This window comes from Nostoc sp. C057 (assembly GCF_013393925.1).
GTDB classification, from domain to species: domain Bacteria; phylum Cyanobacteriota; class Cyanobacteriia; order Cyanobacteriales; family Nostocaceae; genus Nostoc; species Nostoc muscorum_A.
In genome coordinates this window covers 2079526-2100464 of the sequence record NZ_CP040281.1, presented here as the reverse complement: position 1 = coordinate 2100464, position 20939 = coordinate 2079526, and the positions used below count along the sequence as shown (strand labels likewise).

Genomic DNA, 20939 nt, shown 5'->3' with positions numbered 1-20939 from the left:
GAATCGCGTCTAGAACAAATAACAAATAAAATTTGCGGAGAATACAACATCATGACAATAGCCCAAAAACGCCCTGCAAGCCCTAGATTGAGTAATGGCTTTATATCCAGCTTGAAAAAGCAATTTCCTGACCTGATACCACCTGCGATCGCGATCGCAATTTTCCTGACTATTTGGCAACTCTTCTCTTGGACTCCGGGCGCTACATTACCAGGGCCAATACAAGTTGTTCAAGATACTTGGATTCTCATTTTCTGGCCATTTTATGACCGGGGTGGACTTGATAAAGGTTTATTTTGGCAGATTCTCGCCAGTTTGCAACGGGTTGCGATCAGTTATACCCTAGCTGCGATCGTTGGTATTGGCTTGGGCGTTTTGATTGGGGTTAATAAAACCATGTCCAAAGCTTTAGACCCCATCTTTCAACTACTGCGGACTGTACCACCTCTAGCTTGGGTTCCAATTTCTTTAGCAGCTTTACGACAAAACGAACCAGCAGCATTATTCGTAATTTTCATTACCGCCATTTGGCCCATCTTAATTAACACTGCTGTCGGCGTTGCCCAAATTCCCCAAGATTACAACAACGTCGCCAAAGTTCTCCAACTTAGCCGCAAAGAATATTTCACTAACATTTTGATTCCTGCGGCATTACCCTACATCTTTACCGGATTGAGAATTGCGATCGGTTTAGCTTGGTTAGCGATTATCGCCGCCGAAATCGTCATGTCCGGTATTGTCGGCATCGGCTTCTTTATCTGGGACGCCTATCAAAATAACAACGTCAGCGAAGTAATTTTAGCTCTAGTTTACATCGGTGTTGTTGGATTGCTTCTAGATAAAGCGATGGGTTGGCTGCAAAACAAGATTTTACCAGCAGAGCAAAAATAGTCATTGGTCATTTGTAAAAAACTAAGGACTAGGGACTGTTTTCAAACTCGGAGATCCCCCCTAACCCCCCTTAAAAAGCAGGGTGGATTAATTGTCTAGAGAGAAAAATTAAAACCCTCATTCTTGCGTTCATAAATCCAGTTCCCCTGTTAGCAGGCTGACGAGGTTACGGGGATTACAAATTTTCTCTCCGCACAATTAATCCACCCTGCCTAACCCCCCTTAAAAAGGGGGGGAAATAAATTCTAAAAGCCCCCCTTTTTAAGGGGGGTTGGGGGGATCTTCAAAGACTAAGGTGCTTAAAGAGAAGTTTGAAAACACAACCTAATGACCACTTACCAAGGACAAACGACAAATAACAAAGGACAAATGAGATGTTCGTAGCTGTCGATCAAATTGAAAAAGTTTTTGAATTAACTGGTGGTGGCAAATATATCGCCCTCAAAGGAATCGACCTCCAAATTAAAAAAGGAGAATTCGTTTCTTTGATTGGTCACTCCGGTTGCGGCAAATCCACTCTATTAAATATGATTGCGGGTTTGGATTTGCCTACTGAAGGTCTTGTCACTCTCGAAGGACAAAGAATCACCAAACCCGGCCCAGACAGGATGGTGGTATTCCAAAATTATTCGCTATTACCTTGGCGGACGGTAAGAGAAAATATTGCCCTCGCTGTGGACTCAGTAATGAAAGGTTCACCCGCAGCCGAACGCAACGCCATTATCGAAAAACATATAAATATGGTGGGTTTGCGTCCCCATGCTGATAAACAGCCGGGAATGTTATCAGGTGGACAAAAACAGCGAGTTGCGATCGCCCGCGCCTTAGCGATTCGTCCCAAATTATTGCTACTTGATGAACCCTTTGGTGCGTTGGATGCACTCACACGCGGCAATTTGCAAGAACAACTGATGCAAATTTGCGAAGAAAATGAAGTTACCGCCGTGATGGTGACACATGATGTCGATGAAGCCGTGCTGTTATCTGACAGAATTGTGATGTTAACCAACGGCCCCGAATCTAAAATTGGTGACATTTTAGAAGTGGATATTCCCAGACCCCGCAAGCGGATGGAAGTAGTAGAACATCCCAGCTACTACAGCTTGCGGAGTGAGATGATTTACTTCCTCAATCAGCAGAAACGGATCAAAAAAATTCGGGCGCGGAAAACTGCCGACGTTGCCCGTCATGGATTAGAAAAAGTTAACCTAGAAATTGGCTTTTTACCTCTGACAGCTTGCGCCCCTTTAGCAGTTGCTAAAGAAAAAGGCTTCTTTCTCAAACATGGTTTAGATGAAGTTAACCTCGTGCGGGAAAGTAGCTGGCGGGGTATAGAAGATGGCATAAGTGGTGGTTACTTAGATGCGGCTCAAATGCCTTCAGGGATGCCGATGTGGTTAACTTTGGGAGGACATAATAACCAACCTCTGCCCGTTGTCACCGCCCTTACCATGACTCGCAACGGTAACGCCATCACCTTGGCAAAACGCTTTCTCGACCAAGGTGTACAAACCTTATCAGACTTCAAAAGATACCTGCTTCGCACCCGTGACCAACGGCACACAATGGGAGTAGTACACGCCGCATCGATGCACAACTTGTTGCTGCGTTACTGGCTAGCGGCTGGTGGAATTGACCCCGATAGCGATGTGGATATGAAGACCATTCCCCCAGCGCAGATGGTAGCCGACCTCAAAGCTGGAAGCATTGATGGTTACTGCGTAGGCGAACCTTGGAACTACCGCGCTGCTGTGGAAAATGTTGGCTTTACCATCGCTACCGATTTAGAAGTTTGGCTGGGACACCCCGGTAAAGTTCTTGGTGTGCGGGAAGATTGGGCAGAAAATTATCCAAATACGCATATCGCCTTGACTAAAGCATTGTTAGAAGCTTGCCATTATTGTGCAAATCCCGAAAATACCCAAGAAATTCGGCAAATTTTAGCAGGGCGAGATTATGTCAGCACTGATTTAGAATACATTCAACTCGAAGATCCAGATAGTCTCACCTGTGACTTAGACCATCCATTGCGAGACTATGCCCATCTCCAGTTCTATTCCGATTCTGCCATCAACCGTCCTAGTCGCACCGAACAAATTTGGATTATGAGTCAATTGGCGCGTTGGGGTGATACTCCTTTCCCCAGAAATTGGGTAGAAGTTGTTGAACGGGTGTGTCGAGTGCGTGTTTTCAGCACCGCCGCACGAGAATTAGGTTTGGATATTAGCTATATTCGCCAACCGATTCAACTGTTCGATGGTACTCCCTTTAACGCCGATGATCCGATCGCTTATCTCAACAACTTGAAAATTAAACGTGATTTTTCAGTCGCGGAAGTTGTTCTTGATGCACCGAGAAGGAGACTCGCGTCATAAAAAAGTCGTGAGAGAAAGAGGGAGTGGGAGAAGTAGCACATCACACGCGAACCTTTTATCTCCGTTAACGAGTATTTGAACTGGATGAATCCACCTTTTATCTCCGTTAACGAGTATTTGAACTGGATGAATCCACCTTTTATCTCCGTTAACGAGTATTTGAACTGGATGAATCCACCTTTTATCTCCGTTAACGAGTATTTGAACTGGATGAATCCACCTTTTATCTCCGTTAACGAGTATCTGAGCTGGATGAATCCACCTTTTATCTCCGTTAACGAGTATTTGAACTGGATGAATCCACCTTTTATCTCCGTTAACGAGTATTTGAACTGGATGAATCCACCTTTTATCTCCGTTAATGAGTATCTGAACTGGATGAATCCACCTTTTATCTCCGTTAATGATCTGACTTTTTATATCATCTGAAAAAATCAGCAAAAGACCTAACCCCCTACCCCCTTCCCTACAAGGGAAGGGGGATATTCAAAGCCTCTCCCCTTCTAGGTCAGAATATTCATTTTCGCATCGCCTACATTTAGCTTTTTAATCCCCAAATACCAAATACCATGCAAAATCGTAACTTTACAGCTACAAGCACACTAGGAAAACCATTCGCAGCTGCAACCACCAGCCGCAGACCTTTCCTAGAAATTAAAGACGTTACCAAAGTCTATCCCACAAAGACAGGCCCCTTCACCGTACTAGACGGCGTTAATCTCAACGTTGAACAGGGCGAGTTTATTTGCGTCATCGGTCACTCTGGCTGTGGCAAATCGACACTGTTAAATATGGTATCCGGTTTTAACTTTCCCACCTCCGGGCAAGTCTTACTCGAAGGAGAACCCATTACCAAACCAGGCCCAGACAGGATGGTTGTCTTCCAAAACTATGCCCTGTTACCTTGGCGAACTGCTTTTGAAAACATCTATTTAGCTGTTAACGCCGTTTATCCCAACAAACCACAAGCCGAAAAAAGAGCGATCGTGCGCGATCACTTAGCAATGGTGGGACTGGCTGATGCAATGGAAAAGAAACCAATGCAAATGTCCGGTGGGATGAGACAACGGGTTTCTATCGCCCGTGCTTTGGCGATTCGTCCGAAAGTTTTAATTTTAGATGAACCTTTTGGGGCGCTGGATGCAATTACCAAAGAAGAATTACAAGAAGAATTGCTGAAAATTTGGGGCGATAACCGTTGTACAGTGCTGATGATTACCCACGACATCGACGAAGCACTATTTTTAGCAGATAAATTGGTAATGATGACCAATGGCCCACACGCGAAAATTGGCGAAGTTATGGAAATTCCTTTTTCTCGTCCCCGCGATCGCGCCCGCATCATGGAAGATCCACAATACTACCAACTACGCAATTATGCCTTAGATTTCCTCTTTAATCGCTTTGCACATGATGACGTAGGTTAAACTAATCGTCATTCTCCTAATTTTTACAATGCTTCCTTCCAAACGAGTTTATATGTTGTTAGTTTTAGGTATAGCGATCGCCCCGATCCTATGCCTTTTTTTCAACATTAAAGCAGCGATCGCCATCATTGTGCTATTTGATGCCATAATTCTTGGATTGATGGTTGCAGATGGCTTGCAGGTGCGGCGTTCTCGCGTGCAAATTACCCGCGAATTACCCTCACGATTATCCATTGGGCGGGATAATCCGGTAATCCTAAAAGTAACATCGCCAAATACCAACGCCTTGATTGAAATCTGCGATTACTACCCAACAGGATTTGGTGTATCAGCGCCCACACACCGAGCTATTATTCCCAGTAATACCACTCAGGAATTGACATATACCGTCAACCCAAAACAGCGCGGCGAGTTTCCTTGGGGAAATATTCAAGTTCGACAATTGGGAATTTGGGGATTAGCTTGGGATGATTGGCAAATTTCCCACAGTCTGCCAGTGAAAGTTTATCCTGATTTAGTGGGATTGCGATCGCTCACAATTCGTTTAACATTGCAATCATCAGGATCAATGCGCCAATCTCGTAAAACTGGTATTGGTACAGAATTTGCCGAACTACGGAATTATCGCACTGGTGACGATTTGCGCTTTATTGATTGGAAAGCTACCGCCCGTCGAGTTGGTGCTTATGGCAATGCAACGCCATTGGTGAGAGTTCTAGAACCAGAACAAGAACAAACTTTAATAATCTTGCTCGATCGCGGACGGTTAATGACCGCAAAGGTGCAGAATTTGCAGCGATTTGACTGGGGTTTGAATGCAACCTTATCCTTAGCATTGGCAGGATTACATCGAGGCGATCGCGTGGGTGTTGGTGTATTTGACCGCCAGATGCACACATGGATTCCCCCAGAACGCGGTCAACATCATTTGAATCAGCTAATCGATCGCCTCACTCCAATTCAACCAGTCTTATTTGAATCTGATTATTTGGGGGCGGTAACAAACGTTTTACAGCGACAAACCCGGAGGGCGCTTGTAGTCGTAATTACGGATTTAGTTGATGTCACAGCCTCTACAGAACTCCTGGCTGCACTCTCCAAATTAGCGCCTCGCTATCTGCCATTTTGCGTTACTTTGCGAGATCCACAAGTTGACCATTTGGCACACACTTTTACAGATAATGTTACAGAAGCTTATGCCCGTGCAGTCGCACTCGATTTATTAATGCAAAGACAAGTCGCATTTGCTCAATTGAAACAAAAAGGTGTATTAGTACTAGATGCACCAGCAAATCAAATTGCCGATCAGGTAGTTGAGCGATATCTGCAACTCAAAGCCCGGAATCAACTTTAAGTATCTAGGCATAAATAAATTTAAAGTTTGTAGTAAGGACTTTAGTCCTGATAATCCTTGCTCTGAGCGATAAATCGCTTACTACAAACTAAGAGTTTATTTTATATTTAATTATGTCTATCTACTTAGTAGAAATGCGAAATTGCACTTTGCGCCCCTAATACTATATGTCAATACGGTTCAAAGAGACGCGATAAATCGCCGTCTCTACAAGCGTTTTTGTCTTATCTGAACTGTATTGACTAATATGTCTCTACTAATTTATTCGTTATTGGTATTTTAAATTATTTCAGTTTTAGCGGCTTTCTTTATTTTAGGTTTTAACCAATATTGATTTTGAACTTGATACCGTATTAGCTTTCTGACTTCTTCAGGAGACAAATTTAGTAACTTAGCAGTCATTGCTTCTACCATATTAATCTCAGTGACTGGTAGCACAAAATCCAACTTCCGTAGAGTATTGTTAGCGGTTCTAACCTCAATAAAGCTAAGTCCTTGCTTTTTTTCAATTTCAGCTTTGATTACTTTTAAAATCACAGGAATTTTTACTTGTATTTGTTTATTAAGCTTCAATTCTTGTTGTTGAGGATATAGTCCAAACTTTTGTGCGATCGCTACTTCTGGAAAATTGGAGTTAGGAATTTCAATTTCTAACCTTTTTAGTAAAGAATTTGCTGTTTTAATCTTCACTTGAGTAAATTTTTGCTCTTTCTCTACTTTCATATCAACCACTGTAAAATTAAGTGTTAGCTCCACCTGTGGTAGTGTATCAGCTTGCAACTTATCCAGCGTCCTATAGGAGAATCCTAATAATTTTTTTGTTAACAAATCACTACCAGTCCAAAAGGCAATGCCTAGTAATATCATAGGTAGAATAATTAGTAAAATCTGTGGTTTTAAATAAGGCATAATACTTTAGTTTTTAGCTTATATATAATACTAATTTGTCTGATACTTACGGAGCGATCAATACCAAAAACTATCTATTGGCGCATTCATGATATGCCTTCTGATAGAACACTTTAAATTTTTAACCTGGGATAGTACTAATACAACATATAAGAGAAAATTGACTTCCTTCTTATTAATATAGTGCGGGAAATTACCCTGTCATGAATTTACATCCAAAGGTTGTATGCGGATATTATTAGTAGAAGATGATTTTGAACAATTAGAACCATTACAAGGTATTCTATCGGAAGCTGGATATATTGTAGATGCTGCGGAAGATGGGGAAATTGCACAGTGGCTGATATCCCAAAAACATTACGATCTATTAATTTTAGACTGGATGTTACCGACAATTAGCGGTTTAAGTCTGTGTCGCCAGTATCGTCTCTCTGGTAAAACTGCACCGGTGTTGATATTGACAGCTAAAGACACCACACCTGATAAAGTTATGGGTTTAGATGCGGGAGCAGATGATTATTTAGTCAAACCCGTAGACTTAGTGGAACTCTTGGCGCGGGTGCGTGCTTTGGGGCGCAGAGTCCCCAATTGGCAGGGAGATAGTCTACGGGTAGCAGATTTGCAATTGGATTTAGCTGAATTAAATGTAGAACGAAGTCAAGTAAAAGTCGAATTATCTCCTCGTGAAGCAAAATTATTAGAATACCTGATGCGTCATCCTAATCAGGTTTTAAATCGCAACCAGATTGAAGAGGCATTGTGGGAGTGGGGTATGGAACCGGAAAGCAATGCTTTAACTGTCCTAGTACGCAAGTTGCGGCAGCGCTTGCAAGTATTGGATGCAGCAGACTGGATTAAAACAGTTTACGGTATGGGCTATCGCTTAAATCCCCAATAATTAAATTGAGAATTAGAAGCCTTGAAATTTTTCTTTCAACGATCAATGACAAGTTAAGTAAGTGGGCGTAAATAATTTTCGTTGGGATAAGGCAATAGGCATCAATACGGTTCAGTTAAGGCTAAAACTCTTTGTTAAAGTCAATTTTTTTTACGAACCACAGAGACACAGAGAAGCCAGTGCGTTGGGCGGGTTCCCCAACTTGTTCGCGCAGCGTCTCCCCTTGGGAGAAGCAACTGGCGCGGCACTGAGAGAATAAAGAAATTGCAATAGGCATAAGGGTTTTAGCCTATTAATTTTTATTTACATAGTTTAATTTTATTGTGCCAACTTACTTATGTTTAATCGTAGCCGTCGTAATCTTGCAAGTTGGTTCACCCTAACAATGGGTAGTATTTTAATTGGGTTTGCGGCGGTAGTTTACTATGTGGAAGTCATAGATGAGTTAGAGGAACTGGATATATTACTGTATAAAAAAACCAGTGTGATGGCAGCGAATGTGAAGTCGGAACTATACAATGGTCGCCGACAGCTAGACTTGGAACACGTGCCATTATTGGGAAGCATGGTAGAACCATTGCCAGATATAGGATTAGTGTATGCAAGTTGGTATGATGACCAAAAGCAACTAGTGCAATTTTTTGGTACGATTCCGAGCGATCGCCTTTCGGTATTAGGTGGATTTGATACTATCAAGACCAATGATAAAGTATGGCTGCGTCAGGTAACGTTGCCTGTTTACCAGGATGGTTTATTAATTGGTTATATGCAAGCAGCAATGCCAATCACATCTATTGAAAGTGCTTTAGCGGAATTTCGGCTAGTTTTGGCGATTTCAGTGCCAATTACCTTGGGTGCAATTGCCCTAACTGGTTGGTGGTTGGGAGGACTAGCGATGCAACCAATTCGCCACAGCTACGATCACCTGCAACGGTTTACAGCTGATGCTTCCCATGAATTGCGATCGCCTTTGACAGCAATTATTAGCAATGCTCAGTTTGGCTTTTTGTCTAAATCTACCGACCTTGAGGTGCAGCGTCAACGTTTCCAAAAGATTTTTGATATCGGCCAGTCAATGAGTATTCTGGTGACTAATCTGTTGTTTCTAGCACGTTCTCAAGGGCAATTACCCACCGAATCGTTAAAAGAAGTTGACCTCAAGAGTTTACTTGTGCAGATAACAAATGATTATGTCACACACCAAGATGCACAACATATTAGTTTAATTTTTAAATTGCCTAATAACAGTGTAACTGTACTTGGTGATGCTAACTTGCTTTATCAAGCAGTTGTAAATTTAGTTAATAATGCTTGTAAATATACTCCTGCTGGAGGAGAAGTGCAGTTACACTTATTTACTCAGTCTCATTCTGCTGTAATCCAAGTTATAGATAATGGAATTGGGATTCCCAAAGATGATTTGCCATATATATTTGAGAGATTTTATCGGGTAGATAAGAAACGCTCTCGCAAAACTGGAGGATTCGGTTTAGGGTTAGCGATTGCTCAACAAATAATTCAATCTCACGGTGGACAGATTAGTCTCAGAAGTGTAGTAAAAAAAGGGACAACTTTACAAATTTTTCTACCTTTAAAGTAATAGACATCTTGCAAAAACAACTTTTGCAAGATGTTGGGGAACTGACTTTTCATGGCATCTGGAAAACCTCTTTCTAAATCTTTTTCCTAAAAGGTTGTTTGAAAAGTATTTTTTTTAACGAACCGCCAAGGCGCAGAGAACGCAGAGAGAAGAAAGAGATGCTTAACTGAACTGTATTGGGATATAAAACTTTTGATACCGACAAAAGGACTCTTAACCTGTCGGTAGCGATCGCTAATAAAGAGATGCCAACACCTTATCTGCTGCTGCCCGGAATGCAGTTGCTGCACCAGCGCTCATATCCCGTGGCGCACAGATGCGATTTCTCACATAGGCGAGTGTGATGGCTCCAACCGCAGCCACAGTCGGATCGGCGTTGTCTTTGCCGCCCACGCGCCCCCACGGTAATGCTGCACCGTTGCCATTAATCAGATAGTCAGCCAGCAATCTGAGGTGGAAATCAACTGCTTCTTTAACGGCTGTTGTGTCGCCATTAACCGCCAATGCTTGCACCCCGGAGTTTTTCAGGATGTCTCCTAAAGCAACTTCTCGGTTATCAGCCAATCTCTCAGCCGCCTCTGCCCTAAATTGGATTTCCTTGCTAAGTGCTGGATCTGGGGGCAAAGGATTGCTGATTGGTATCACACCCCATCGGCGACGTAGAAGTAAATTGTTGGTGGTATCATCCGATTTGACGCGGTGATAGGCAGGGCGCTGTCTGAGTGCTTCAAACCAAGCGTTGATGCGAGGATACCGAGGATTTCCCTTGAGGTGATATCCCCGATAAACAGGTAAGTTAGCCGCCAAGCGATCTAAATGGGGGCTATAGGTAATATCTACCACGCTAAATGTTGACAAAAAGTAGGGGCCAGAATACTTTCCTAGAAGTTGCTCAAGTTCGTCTAATTTAGCTTCAAAAGCTGTCTGTAAGCTTGCTAATTCATTAGGATCTTCCGGGGCTTGTCGGAGGAATTTGTAAGCGATATCTCTCACACCATTGGTTTCAGCTTCTTCAAGCCACAGCCTAGCAACAGCGTTTTCTTCTGGGTCTTCAGGAAGCAAAGTTGAACCAAATTGTTCTTCTAATGCTAACAGAATTTCTTTAGATTCATAGACTAACTTTCCTTCAATTTTGGCAGCCGGAACAAGGGTCGTGGGAACTAAATCTGTATACCATTTAGGCTTGTTAGTCAAGTCGATAAACTCCGTTGCAAAGGGAATTTCTTTTTCTTCAAGAGCAAACCAAACCCGTTCGCAAAATGGACACCAAGAGTTAGTATCGCGGTAGAGCAATACTGGTGGTTCTGTATCTGGTGGTAGTTTATGAAGGCTGCTAGGAATGGGAGCGGTGGAAGGGGATTGCCCTGGTCTACGCACCCGTCGAGCAGGTGTATTTTTTTGGGCAATTTCTAATAGTTCTTCCCAATTAGATACGGTGTCTTGAATTGACATATTTCACCTTGAAAAATTTAGATTGGGTAATGGAAATATAGATAAAACTTGACACAAAGAATTTATCTTTAAATATTTAGAATTTTAAACTCAAATTATGATGTCTGTTACTACACAAAGTAGAAAACTTTTTCTAGATGCAGCCATCAAGCTATAAACAGCTATGTTTATACCAGTTTGTACAGATAAAAACTTAATTTTTCAACTACTTCCACAAACACCTTTAACTTTATAGATTTACCGGAGTTAATGGTGATTATCACATGAAAATAGTTTGAAAGCAAGATTTACCATATCTATATTTTTGGCTTGTTTTAGTCAGAGAAGGACACAAAGCAAAAAAATTGTAGCGACTGTCTTAAAAGTCAAGCGAACGTTAACAAAAAACCGGGACTCTTAACATTGACGCAACTGGGGAACGCAGTGCTAGATTCTGCGGTGGCTGGTACGGGCAAAAAGACTTGTGGCTCTTGGTTAAGATGGTAGCAGCCCGCACCAGCCACTCCGCTTCGCCGCAGAATCTTCCCCAGTTGCTGGATTTCCCGTGGAGATAAAAAAGAGCATAAAAAGTTGACCCAAATGCCGCAATGGGATCATCGGGGGGACTATTCCAAAGTATAAAAACGTTGAGTTGTGATTAAGCGTTGGCAATGGGTTGTAAGTTGTCAGTTACACGCCAAGGCAAATTATCTCGAACCATTGCATTTAGAATGACTAACATTTTATGAACGCAAGCAGTGAGAGCTAATTTTTTCGATTTACCACGTTCGACGAGGCGCTCATAAAAAGGCGCTTTATAACCGGATTATGACGCATAGCAACAACAGCACCCATATAAAGAATGGCACGAACATGAGCGCGACCGCCATTAATCATGCGCTTACCTTTGTGTTGACCACTATCATGATTAATTGGTGCAACACCAACTAAGCGAGAAATTTGTTTGGCAGTGAGTTGACCCAGTTCTGGTAAATCCGAAACCAGAGTTGTCGAAATTACTTGACCAATACCAGGAGTACTTTTAAGTAAATTAACTTTATCAATCCATTGAAGATTGTTTTGCGTCAATTCGGCAATTTTTTGATTGAGTTGTTTGAGGTGTTCTTCCAGGTATTCAATATGAGCCTCAATATCTGCCAAGGCTTGACCACGAGTGCGTGAGCGGCGATTCTTTTCGGCTGTCTGCATCTCCACTAATTGTCGTCTGCGACTAATTAATTCCGATAATTGACGCGCCATTTCGGATTGAATGGCTAAAACTTGGGGTTTCATCGCTTCGCCAAAATGTGCCAATATTTGTGCATCAATGGCATCAGTTTTGGTAGCTTACCCGTAGCTTTCGCAAAATCTCGTCCTTGACGGGGATTAATTAATGCTACTGGTAAAAGTGCAGCTTGCAATTGGATTACTAGTTCAGTTTCTAATCCTCCGGTTGCTTCTAGTACAATCAGATTTAAACTATAGGATAAGAGTAGCTCCACTAGATTTGATATTTCTGATTCTGTATTTGCCACAATCATAGCTTTACCCAGAGGACGGATATAAACATCTAATGTGGCTTTACTCACATCAATACCTACCCATTGAGCAATATTTTCCATATTTCACTCTCACGGATTGTGTTTGTTATAGTTGATTCTTATCCCCTTGATTACACTCATCCTTGCACGATACGGACTGTATAATCTAAACATCAGTATTTAAATTTTTGCCCCTGGCGACTGTTCGAGTTCTGTCAAAGAGATTATTGTAGTGACCCATGCTACAAAGCGGTCTTTCTTGACCAAGGTTGGGACGGTCTACTACTCTTTCTAAGATACAAGGTTGGGTGGAGGCTTTGCGTAACCCAACATTCTGATATATGTTGGGTTGCGCTCCGCTTCACCCAACCTACGTCTAAAACCCTTATGCCTATTGCCTAGAAAATTTGGCGCAGCCTCACCAAGAAATCGCATGACTCCAAAATTCTGTTTTGTTGACATCCTTACCGCCGTGAACGCACGGGGAAGAAGGAGTAATGAGTAATAAGTAATGAGTAATGAGTAAATACCCATTTTTCATTCACTCATTACTCATTACTCCTTACTCATTACTTTAAAGCCGTGCTGGATGGTTACTGAGCGTAGCCGAAGTAAACACGGGGTTTTAAACCCATTTTTCTGATAAAACATGCAATTTCAACGAGTGTAGCCCAGGAGTGTAGCGCCCCATCCAATAAAAGCACTACCAAAGACTAGCCATGCAGCATTGATGCGGAAGTGAATAGCTAAAATGGCTGAGACGATCGCGATCGCCAAGCCGAGAAAATCTACAAATGGGGCTTGTGGTAATGTTAAGGTGGCTACACCCAGTTGCAGGGTGGTAACAACCATTAGCGCTACAGCACTAACATTCACAGCATCCAAAAATGCTCTACTCCAAGAAGAGGCCCGTAAGCGGGGAATTAAGGGATTCAGGGCAGCAACGAAAACAAAAGAAGGTAGAAAAATTCCGATTGTGGCAACGATTGCGCCAGGGATGCCAGCAATGATATATCCAATAAATGTAGCAGTCGAAAGTATTGGCCCAGGAGTAAATTGACCAATTGCGATCGCATCTAGCAACTGCTGTTGTGTCAGCCAGCCATATTCTTGAACTAATCCTCCTTGGAGAAAAGCCACCAAAAGGTAGCCACCACCAAACAAGACACTACCGACTTTCAGAAAAAACCAGCCCAACTGCCATAAAGAAACGTTGGTTGCAGTAGATGCGGTAGCTACCGATGCAGCAACAACCGTTGATGCCTTTAAAGTCGCGCCTGTGGTAAGACTAGCAATTAGAAAGTTGGCTTTATCTCCTGGTTTGTCGTTTTTATCGCCAGAATGTAACCAAACCATACCCAGCAATCCCCCAACTAATAGGGCAATTACTTCATTTAATTTGAATAATAATGTTATTAACGCCACAGCCAAAGCAATCACTAACAACTGGCGAGTTTTCACAGCCTTTTTTGCCAAGCCCCAGAGTGCATTAATAATGATTGCTAAAACAGCCGGTTTAATGCCATAAAGGAGCGGAGCTACTTGAGGTAAAGTGCCGTAGGCAACATAAACCCAAGCAAACCCCCCAGTAATTAGAACCGCAGGTAAGACAAAACAGACACCTGAGACAATCAGCCCCAGCCAACCTGCATAGATGTATCCTATATGGATAGCCATTTCTGTGGAATTTGGCCCAGGAATTAGGTTAGTTGCGCCCAGCAAATCTAGAAAATGCTCCCTTGTCAACCACTGACGACGCTTAACCACTTCATCTTCAATCATGGCAATATGGGCAACCGGGCCCCCAAAGCCGATAACGCCAAGTTTAAAAAACAGTTTGGCGAGTTCACCCAAACGACTTGGTGCTGAGTTAGTCATCTTTGCTAGGGAATATTTTTCATTCAGTTTTAGACTAATCTTTTAAGATTAGGGCTTATACCATTTCACGAAATGCTTGATACAAATAGATTTGTCTCTAATTCTGTCCCCTGCGATCTATTCCTATCAACCTGAAAGTGAAACGGTATTACGCACTCACTCTACAGAAGAATTATGTTGTCTGTCAACGTAAATATATCTCTTCAGATGAAGGCAGGAGGAAAACTACCCTCAGCCTCCTACCTCATTGCAATGACTGTTAACTCAGAACTATTTAACGCTGTGTGCCACTTTCTCTCAAACCTAACCCCCAACCCCTTCCCTACAAGGCTATCCATTAGTCACATCTTTCTTTACAATCTTGAAACGCTTGTTTTCTAAGCATCTTAAACACTGAGGTGTAAGGCATACTTGACAAGTTACCTCTTAATCTTCTCGCTAAAAGTAGGTTTTTATTGAGAATTAATGACGAACGAATCAGGGTTATAAAAAACGTGAGTGAATACTCTCGTAAATGTTAAGAAAGATCCGGGTAATGGATAGCCTACAAGGGAAGGGGAGCAAGAATCAAAGCCTCTCTCGCTGTGGGGGAGAGGAATGGAAGTGGTGTTTGAAAAATAAGTTGCACATCGCGTTATTTAAGCCATTACCATTCCGCCATCGACGTTAAAAACTTGTCCAGTGATGTAGTTGGCGGCAGGATCGGCGGCTAGGAAGCGCACCATCCCAGCAACTTCTTCGGGCTGACCGAAGCGACCGAGGGGGATGTATTTTAGGATATCTTCGGGATTATTGAGATTGCTGGTCATGTCGGTAGTGATGAAGCCAGGGGCGACGGCGTTAACGGTAATACCGCGAGTAGCCAGTTCTTTGGCAACGCTTTTGGTGAAGCCGATTACACCTGCTTTGGCGGCGCTGTAGTTGGACTGACCTGGGTTGCCCATCTGCCCAGCAACGGAGGTAATGTTAATAATTCGCCCCGATCGCTGTTTGAGCATGATTTTACTGACGGCGCGTGTACATAAGAAAACACCAGTTAAATTCAGGTCTATCACAGCTTGCCAATCTTCTGGCTTTAAACGCAAAAGCAGTGTGTCGCGGGTAATCCCTGCGTTATTGACTAAGATATCCACACGGCTGAACTTTTCCATAACGGCGTTAACTAGTGCGTCTACTTGATCGCTTTTAGAAACGTCTGCTTGGATAGCGATCGCCTGGCCTCCCACTGCTGTAATTTCTGTAACAACTGCCTCAGCCGCAGCACTCGAACTAGCATAATTGACAACTGCGATCGCTCCTTGTGAAGCTAATTCAATTGCGATCGCTTTGCCAATTCCTCGTGATGCACCTGTGACAATTGCGACTTTACCTTGTAATAATGTCATTTAATGTTCCTCAATCTTAGAAATACCGCGCTAATTATCTTATGGTGATTTAGGGAACATCTGAATATTGTCTAGATAAAATCTCACTCTTTAGGGAGGCAATCTTGCTGTCATCCTGCAAATTAGATATTTTATAGATAAGTTATACCTTGTATTTAGCTTTGGAATAAGGCAATAGGTATAAAGGTTTTAGCCTAGTTAATTTTTCTTTACATAGTATGATTTTATTGTGCCAACTTCCCTTATTTAGACAGCTAAAATAGGTTTAAATACATATCTAATCCATATACACAAACACACACGATATATGTATTTTATTATAAAAATTTAAGATTTTTGCGGATAAATCAATCTATATTGAGTAATCTAATATTTTCCCAACAAAACCCATAAACTTGTACCGATTTTATTTACTAAGAATTACTATTGAAACAAACAATTGAAAATCGGCGTGTGTCACATGGCAACTAAAAAAGAATTTAACAGCTTTGAAGAGATGCTGTCTGCTTCTGATGTACCTGTATTAGTAGATTTTTACGCTGACTGGTGTGGCCCATGCCAAATGATGGTGCCAATTTTAGAGCAAGTCAATCTCCAACTTAAGGATCGCCTACGGATCGTAAAAATTGATACAGAAAAATACACAGATTTGGCTACTCAGTATCAAATTGCTGCTCTACCAACTTTAGTACTATTTAAGCAGGGTCAGCCTGTGGATAGGATAGAGGGAGTGATGCAAGCACCGCAGTTGGTGCAATATCTACAAACAAAAGTTTAAGCTAATACTTAGAATTTGGGTTTTGCTTCTTAGAGGCGCGAAATGTCGCGTCTCTTTTAGTGAATAGTGGTTGAACTTCTAGCAGATAAAATCTTAAGTAAATATTAAGCATATTTACTTATACGTCTAGAGAAAGTAGTTTAAAAATTGAGATAGCTATATTGTATAGATATAACAAAATATCTTGACAAGTAAAGCAATATATGAATTATAAGCAGCAAAGACCTGACAAAGCCTATATTTGGGTGAATATTGATTTTGATAAGGTTAAATATAGAATAGATGCGGTGACTTGCCAAATTGAGCGGGTTATACAAAAGCACCAAATTTCAAATCCAACTGGTAACTCAGGTAAAAGAAACAATTAGGTTATGTGTGAGGCGATATCTATGATTGGCTACGCACTTTATTCTTAGCATAGCTAACCTAAGCATCTCACCAGTTTTGCATAAAAGATTTTGGGCAAAAAGATAATATTATTATTCGATAATCGTCCACCAAATTTCTACTTATTTATCTTATCCTCGACACTCCTTTTCAGGAGTGTTATTTTTGTGAGGATATTTGCTTGCTAGTTAGGGTGCGATAGCTATTTGGAGCTATCGTTAAAAGGTAAAAGTAGTCCGAAGTACGCCTACAGTCGTAGTCTCATTGTTGCTGTTACCTTCTGGGTTAAAGAGAACAAACGCACCAGGGGTAATGCTGATATTATCGCTAACTTGAAGGCGATAATAGGCTTCTAAATGGTAAGGAGTCGCCCGATTGTCGCCTGTGGGCGTAAGTTGAGCAGAACCACCAGTATCACTACGGAAAAGCGGCTGACCAAAAAGAATCCCAGCAGTGTTTCCTGACTTGAATAAATCTCTAAAGTGAATTCCCGCCATCCAACTTGTAAAAGTGGTGGAAGCATTCACGCTATTTGAAGCAGCATCAACAAATAGTGCTGCACCGTAGCCAGATAAGGCTATCTTGGGAGACAATCGCCATGTTACCGTACCGCCAACAGAGTTGAGTGTGACCGGTGTCCCTGCTGCAACCCCTGCTAAAGCACCGATATCATTACTAATTAATCCTGTACCCAAAATATTGATTTCGTGATAACTGTGGGCATAGTTTAAACCAATATCAAAAGCGGGACTTGGCTTGAAGGTTAACTGTGTGGCAATAACACTACTACCACTAAATAAACCTCCTCCCAAAGGTGTTGTAGAAACTCCTGGTAGTGCCTCACTAGCAGCTTTTTGGGGTAAATTGGCATTTACGCTGCCGTATAAAGCTCGTAAATCCAAATTCGGCGAAATACTATAAATAAAGCCCGCCGCCGATGCTAAACCAGTACCTGAAGTCCCACCAGAAATCCGTACTACAGGATTTAAACCGGCGAAACGAGATATTGACTCTTGTCCTTCACCATAAAAAGGCGTAATTGCTGGGAAAGCATCTGATGTTTCCGCCGCAGTTCCCGCAAACAAGGTTAATTTATTAGCTACGGGAAAAATATACAGCAATTTGTAAAGCTGAATGCTGTTTGCGCCAACGCTCGACAAAGTATTGACATTTAACCCCGGAAATTGCGGCTCAAAACTGGTACGAGCGCTACTAGAACTTAAAAGCGGCGAAGCTAATCCTAAACTTTGTTGTAAGCTACCCTGTCCATCGACTCCACCCAAAAAGTTATAGGCTTGCAATCCAGTAATTAATGAATCTTTACCAGTAAAGCTAGTGGTGAGGTTTAATCGCACTCTATTGACTAGGATGATGTTCGGGTCGCTGTCATTAGGAGCGCCACCACTAGCACCAATACCAGCAATAATTGCCTCTCCATTAAGTTTAGTAGTCGTAGAAAACTGATTTGCTTCTAATTCTGCTGTGCGAACTTCTACAGCATCTACTCGACCACGCAATGTTGACAATTCTGCCGCAAATTGTTCTTGTAGTTTCTGCAACGCAGCTAAATCTTCTTTCTTGACCAAATCACCAGTTGCAGTGGCAATCAGTTCGTTGATTCGCTCTAAACAAGCATTTAAGCCAGCAGCAAATTCATAGCGAGTCATCGCCCGATTACCGCGATAGGTTTGATTCGGATAACCTGCGATACAACCATAGCGCTCAACTAAAGATTGGAGTGCCTGAAAAGCCCAATCAGTCGGCTGTACATCAGACAATTGGGATACGGATGTTACTTGTGCAAGTTTGTCTGATGATGGAGATGAGCTTGCAGATTGTGCTGTGATTGGCTGCCCAAACTTAACAGCAGAATCTACTCCTAAGTCTTGATTTTTTTGCTGCTGATTGACTGAGGGGAAATTTTTTTGACTATCATTAGCTATCAGCAATTGACTGGAAATATTGTTTGTTAAATTGCTTTGATAAGAATCATTTTTTTGATAGCTGCTATCATCTTGATTAACAGCTACATTTTTATCTGCAATTTCTAAACTAGGAAGGGCTTGCACAGGTAAAAACCCGGCAATTAAACACAAAAAGCCCACCCCACTAGCAGAAGCTAGTAGATATTTTGACATCATAACTCCTAACACCGATAAAACAGGGAAAAATTAATTGCGATTTTAAAATTGATTGATAAGTAAATTTAAAGTATTTTTAGCAAGATAATCTTGTCAACTTTAAATTTTGGATATCAGGATTTTTTCTGAATTGACTTACCGAAACATCAGCTTATATCGCAAGTATTAAATTATAGTAAATACTATTTTTGGAAAGAATTAACAAAAAATTATATTGATAGTTTTTATAATTACTATAGTAAATAATAAATGGTTGTTGAACAGTAAGCTCCGTAGGATACTTGATTCATAAGCCTTCCAAATTTTCTCTGTTCAAATCTAAAATCGGATTGCTATATTGACAAAATAATAATTAAATAAGTAGGCCGGTGAAATTAAAGCTAACTGGCTAAGGCTGTCATTTGTCCTTTGTCATTGGTGAGCCAGCACGGTCTTGGGGGTTTCCCCCATGAGTGACTGGCGAACCCGTAAGGGTCATTAGTAAGGGTTTTAAGCATATTTATGTTTCGTAAGATACTTGGTTTTTTTTAACGCCAACTTACTTAAGTCTGATTTTGTGATAAAGAATATAAATATTGAGCCAAGAATTTGATATTGTTAGCGAATGTAATACATATTTGTATTTGAAAGTATTATGTAAGCTCAAACCTTCAATCTGCCGTTGCAGCTTTTAGGTGTAACACTTTCGCCAACAGTATCAGGATTTCTGCTCAATACCTACCAAAGGATAATTTATTCAAAAAAATTAAGAGACCGCGATCGCAGTCTTGATTGAAGTACAGGTAAGATCGGGAGGAAAACGGTGTAAATAATTTCTCTTACGGTTGTTAACCAGTTTCATCCAAGAGAACCTTTACAGCGATCGCATACAGGAAATTTTTAAACTAGGAGCCTATGATATCACATTTTGGTAAAAGAAGCAATACCTTACAGTAAGTACTATTTTTAACAAAACATTTGTAACTACCCTTGCAGTTTATTTACCCACTGCCTGCTATTCTTATAGTTACTTCGGTCTGTCATAGCAGATAGATTATCCTCAATAATGTTTTAATTTATTAGCGCTCATATACCATCCTGGTACTGTGGGTGCTTTTACTTTATGCTTAATAGCAACAAAAAACCTAGTCCCCTTCCCGACATGGGAAGGGGGAAATTTAAGAGAGAGGTTTTCCAAATACCCTAAGCTGACAGTGAAGCTTTAACTTGACCAAAACGGCGATCGCGACTTTGGTAGCTCAACAAAGCCTGATGAAATGCTTCTCGATTAAAATCTGGCCAAAGAATATCAGTGAAATACATCTCTGTATACGCCATTTGCCACAAAAGAAAATTACTCAATCGCATCTCACCGCTAGTACGAATCAGCAAATCGGGTTCTGGATTATCTGCCGTATAGAGGTGTTGTTCTACAAGACTTTCATTCACTTTTTCCGCACTGAGTTGGCCCTGTTCTACGAGTTGAGCTACTTGACGGCAAACTCTGGTAATTTCGTTGCGGCTACCATAATTGACTGCAACAGTAAAGTGGATTGCTTGATTGTTCAACGTCTTCGCCATTGAACGTTCCATTTGCATCTGTAGAGACTTAGGTAAAGCCGATAAATCTCCAATAAACGAGATTCGTACACCTTCTTGATGCATTTGAGTTAACTCACGGTGTAGTAATCGCTCAAACAAATGCATCAGAAAATCTACTTCTTCAACAGGACGTTGCCAATTTTCTGTTGAGAAAGCGTAGGCTGTCAACGCTTTGATTCCCCAATCCTTGCAGCAACGCAATAGTTCTTTGAGCGTACTTGCTCCTTGGCGATGTCCAGCAATGCGCGGTAATCCTCGACTGCTTGCCCATCTTCCGTTACCATCCATAATGACGGCGATATGTTGGGGTATTTTTTGGGGATTTAAATCGCTGGGTAATTTTGATTTGTCACTTGTCATTTG

At 41.5% G+C, this 20939-nt stretch carries 15 protein-coding genes and 1 pseudogene; 9 read left to right on the top strand and 7 right to left on the bottom strand.

Features of this window, described 5'->3' with window-relative positions:
- Positions 1–51: 51 nt before the first annotated feature.
- The 5 genes from ntrB to FD724_RS09455 all read left to right on the top strand — a co-directional run bounded on the left by ntrB (position 52) and on the right by FD724_RS09455 (position 6047).
- Entirely contained in the window at positions 52–891 is an 840-nt protein-coding gene (gene ntrB / locus FD724_RS09475) for a nitrate ABC transporter permease (protein WP_179072434.1), read from the top strand.
- 374 nt (positions 892–1265) lie between these two features.
- Positions 1266–3266 carry a nitrate ABC transporter ATP-binding protein gene (locus tag FD724_RS09470; protein ID WP_179072433.1) on the top strand — a complete coding sequence of 667 codons (2001 nt, stop codon included), beginning with the start codon at positions 1266–1268 and terminating at the stop codon, positions 3264–3266.
- 84 nt (positions 3267–3350) lie between these two features.
- Positions 3351–3695 carry a hypothetical protein gene (locus FD724_RS09465; protein ID WP_179072432.1) on the top strand — a complete coding sequence of 115 codons (345 nt, stop codon included), beginning with the start codon at positions 3351–3353 and terminating at the stop codon, positions 3693–3695.
- Between the two features lie 140 nt (positions 3696–3835).
- On the top strand, positions 3836–4693 hold the full coding sequence (locus FD724_RS09460) for a nitrate ABC transporter ATP-binding protein (RefSeq protein WP_179072431.1): 858 nt from the start codon (positions 3836–3838) through the stop codon (positions 4691–4693).
- A 28-nt stretch (positions 4694–4721) separates the two neighbouring features.
- Complete coding sequence (locus tag FD724_RS09455; protein WP_179072430.1) at positions 4722–6047, top strand: DUF58 domain-containing protein; 1326 nt, start codon at positions 4722–4724, stop codon at positions 6045–6047.
- A 279-nt stretch (positions 6048–6326) separates the two neighbouring features.
- Here the strand turns inward: FD724_RS09455 and FD724_RS09450 are convergent, their stop codons facing one another.
- Positions 6327–6956 carry a hypothetical protein gene (locus FD724_RS09450; protein WP_179072429.1) on the bottom strand — a complete coding sequence of 210 codons (630 nt, stop codon included), beginning with the start codon at positions 6954–6956 and terminating at the stop codon, positions 6327–6329.
- A 226-nt stretch (positions 6957–7182) separates the two neighbouring features.
- Between FD724_RS09450 and rppA the strand changes: the two genes are divergently transcribed.
- Together rppA and FD724_RS09440 are read left to right on the top strand one after the other, a co-directional pair.
- A complete protein-coding gene (gene rppA / locus FD724_RS09445) occupies positions 7183–7854 on the top strand; it encodes a two-component system response regulator RppA (protein ID WP_179072428.1) in 672 nt (223 codons plus the stop codon).
- Between the two features lie 337 nt (positions 7855–8191).
- The gene (locus FD724_RS09440; protein WP_179072427.1) at positions 8192–9454 is read left to right on the top strand and encodes a cell wall metabolism sensor histidine kinase WalK; all 1263 of its coding nucleotides are present in this window, start codon (positions 8192–8194) and stop codon (positions 9452–9454) included.
- 234 nt (positions 9455–9688) lie between these two features.
- Here FD724_RS09440 and FD724_RS09435 read toward each other — a convergent pair whose 3' ends face one another.
- The 4 genes and pseudogenes from FD724_RS09435 to fabG all read right to left on the bottom strand — a co-directional run bounded on the left by FD724_RS09435 (position 9689) and on the right by fabG (position 15689).
- A complete protein-coding gene (locus tag FD724_RS09435) occupies positions 9689–10906 on the bottom strand; it encodes a glutathione S-transferase family protein (RefSeq protein ID WP_179072426.1) in 1218 nt (405 codons plus the stop codon).
- A 637-nt stretch (positions 10907–11543) separates the two neighbouring features.
- Positions 11544–12507: pseudogene (locus tag FD724_RS40305) on the bottom strand (IS110 family transposase).
- Positions 12508–13083: 576 nt separating this feature from the next.
- Positions 13084–14304, bottom strand: coding sequence for a chromate efflux transporter (chrA, locus tag FD724_RS09430; protein WP_179072425.1), 1221 nt, complete (start codon positions 14302–14304; stop codon positions 13084–13086).
- Between the two features lie 638 nt (positions 14305–14942).
- The gene (fabG, locus tag FD724_RS09425; protein WP_179072424.1) at positions 14943–15689 is read right to left on the bottom strand and encodes a 3-oxoacyl-[acyl-carrier-protein] reductase; all 747 of its coding nucleotides are present in this window, start codon (positions 15687–15689) and stop codon (positions 14943–14945) included.
- Between the two features lie 460 nt (positions 15690–16149).
- On the opposite strand from fabG, the gene trxA reads away from it, so the two are divergent.
- Both trxA and FD724_RS09415 read left to right on the top strand, forming a co-directional pair.
- Positions 16150–16467, top strand: coding sequence for a thioredoxin (trxA, locus tag FD724_RS09420; RefSeq protein ID WP_114082710.1), 318 nt, complete (start codon positions 16150–16152; stop codon positions 16465–16467).
- A 203-nt stretch (positions 16468–16670) separates the two neighbouring features.
- Positions 16671–16835: a hypothetical protein gene (locus FD724_RS09415; RefSeq protein ID WP_159402432.1), complete on the top strand. Its 165-nt coding sequence runs from the start codon at positions 16671–16673 to the stop codon at positions 16833–16835.
- A gap of 237 nt (positions 16836–17072) precedes the next feature.
- Here FD724_RS09415 and FD724_RS09410 read toward each other — a convergent pair whose 3' ends face one another.
- Complete coding sequence (locus tag FD724_RS09410) at positions 17073–18992, bottom strand: iron uptake porin (RefSeq protein ID WP_179075457.1); 1920 nt, start codon at positions 18990–18992, stop codon at positions 17073–17075.
- 1185 nt (positions 18993–20177) lie between these two features.
- Positions 20178–20936 carry an isoprenyl transferase gene (locus FD724_RS09405; protein ID WP_179072423.1) on the bottom strand — a complete coding sequence of 253 codons (759 nt, stop codon included), beginning with the start codon at positions 20934–20936 and terminating at the stop codon, positions 20178–20180.
- Positions 20937–20939 lie beyond the last annotated feature (3 nt).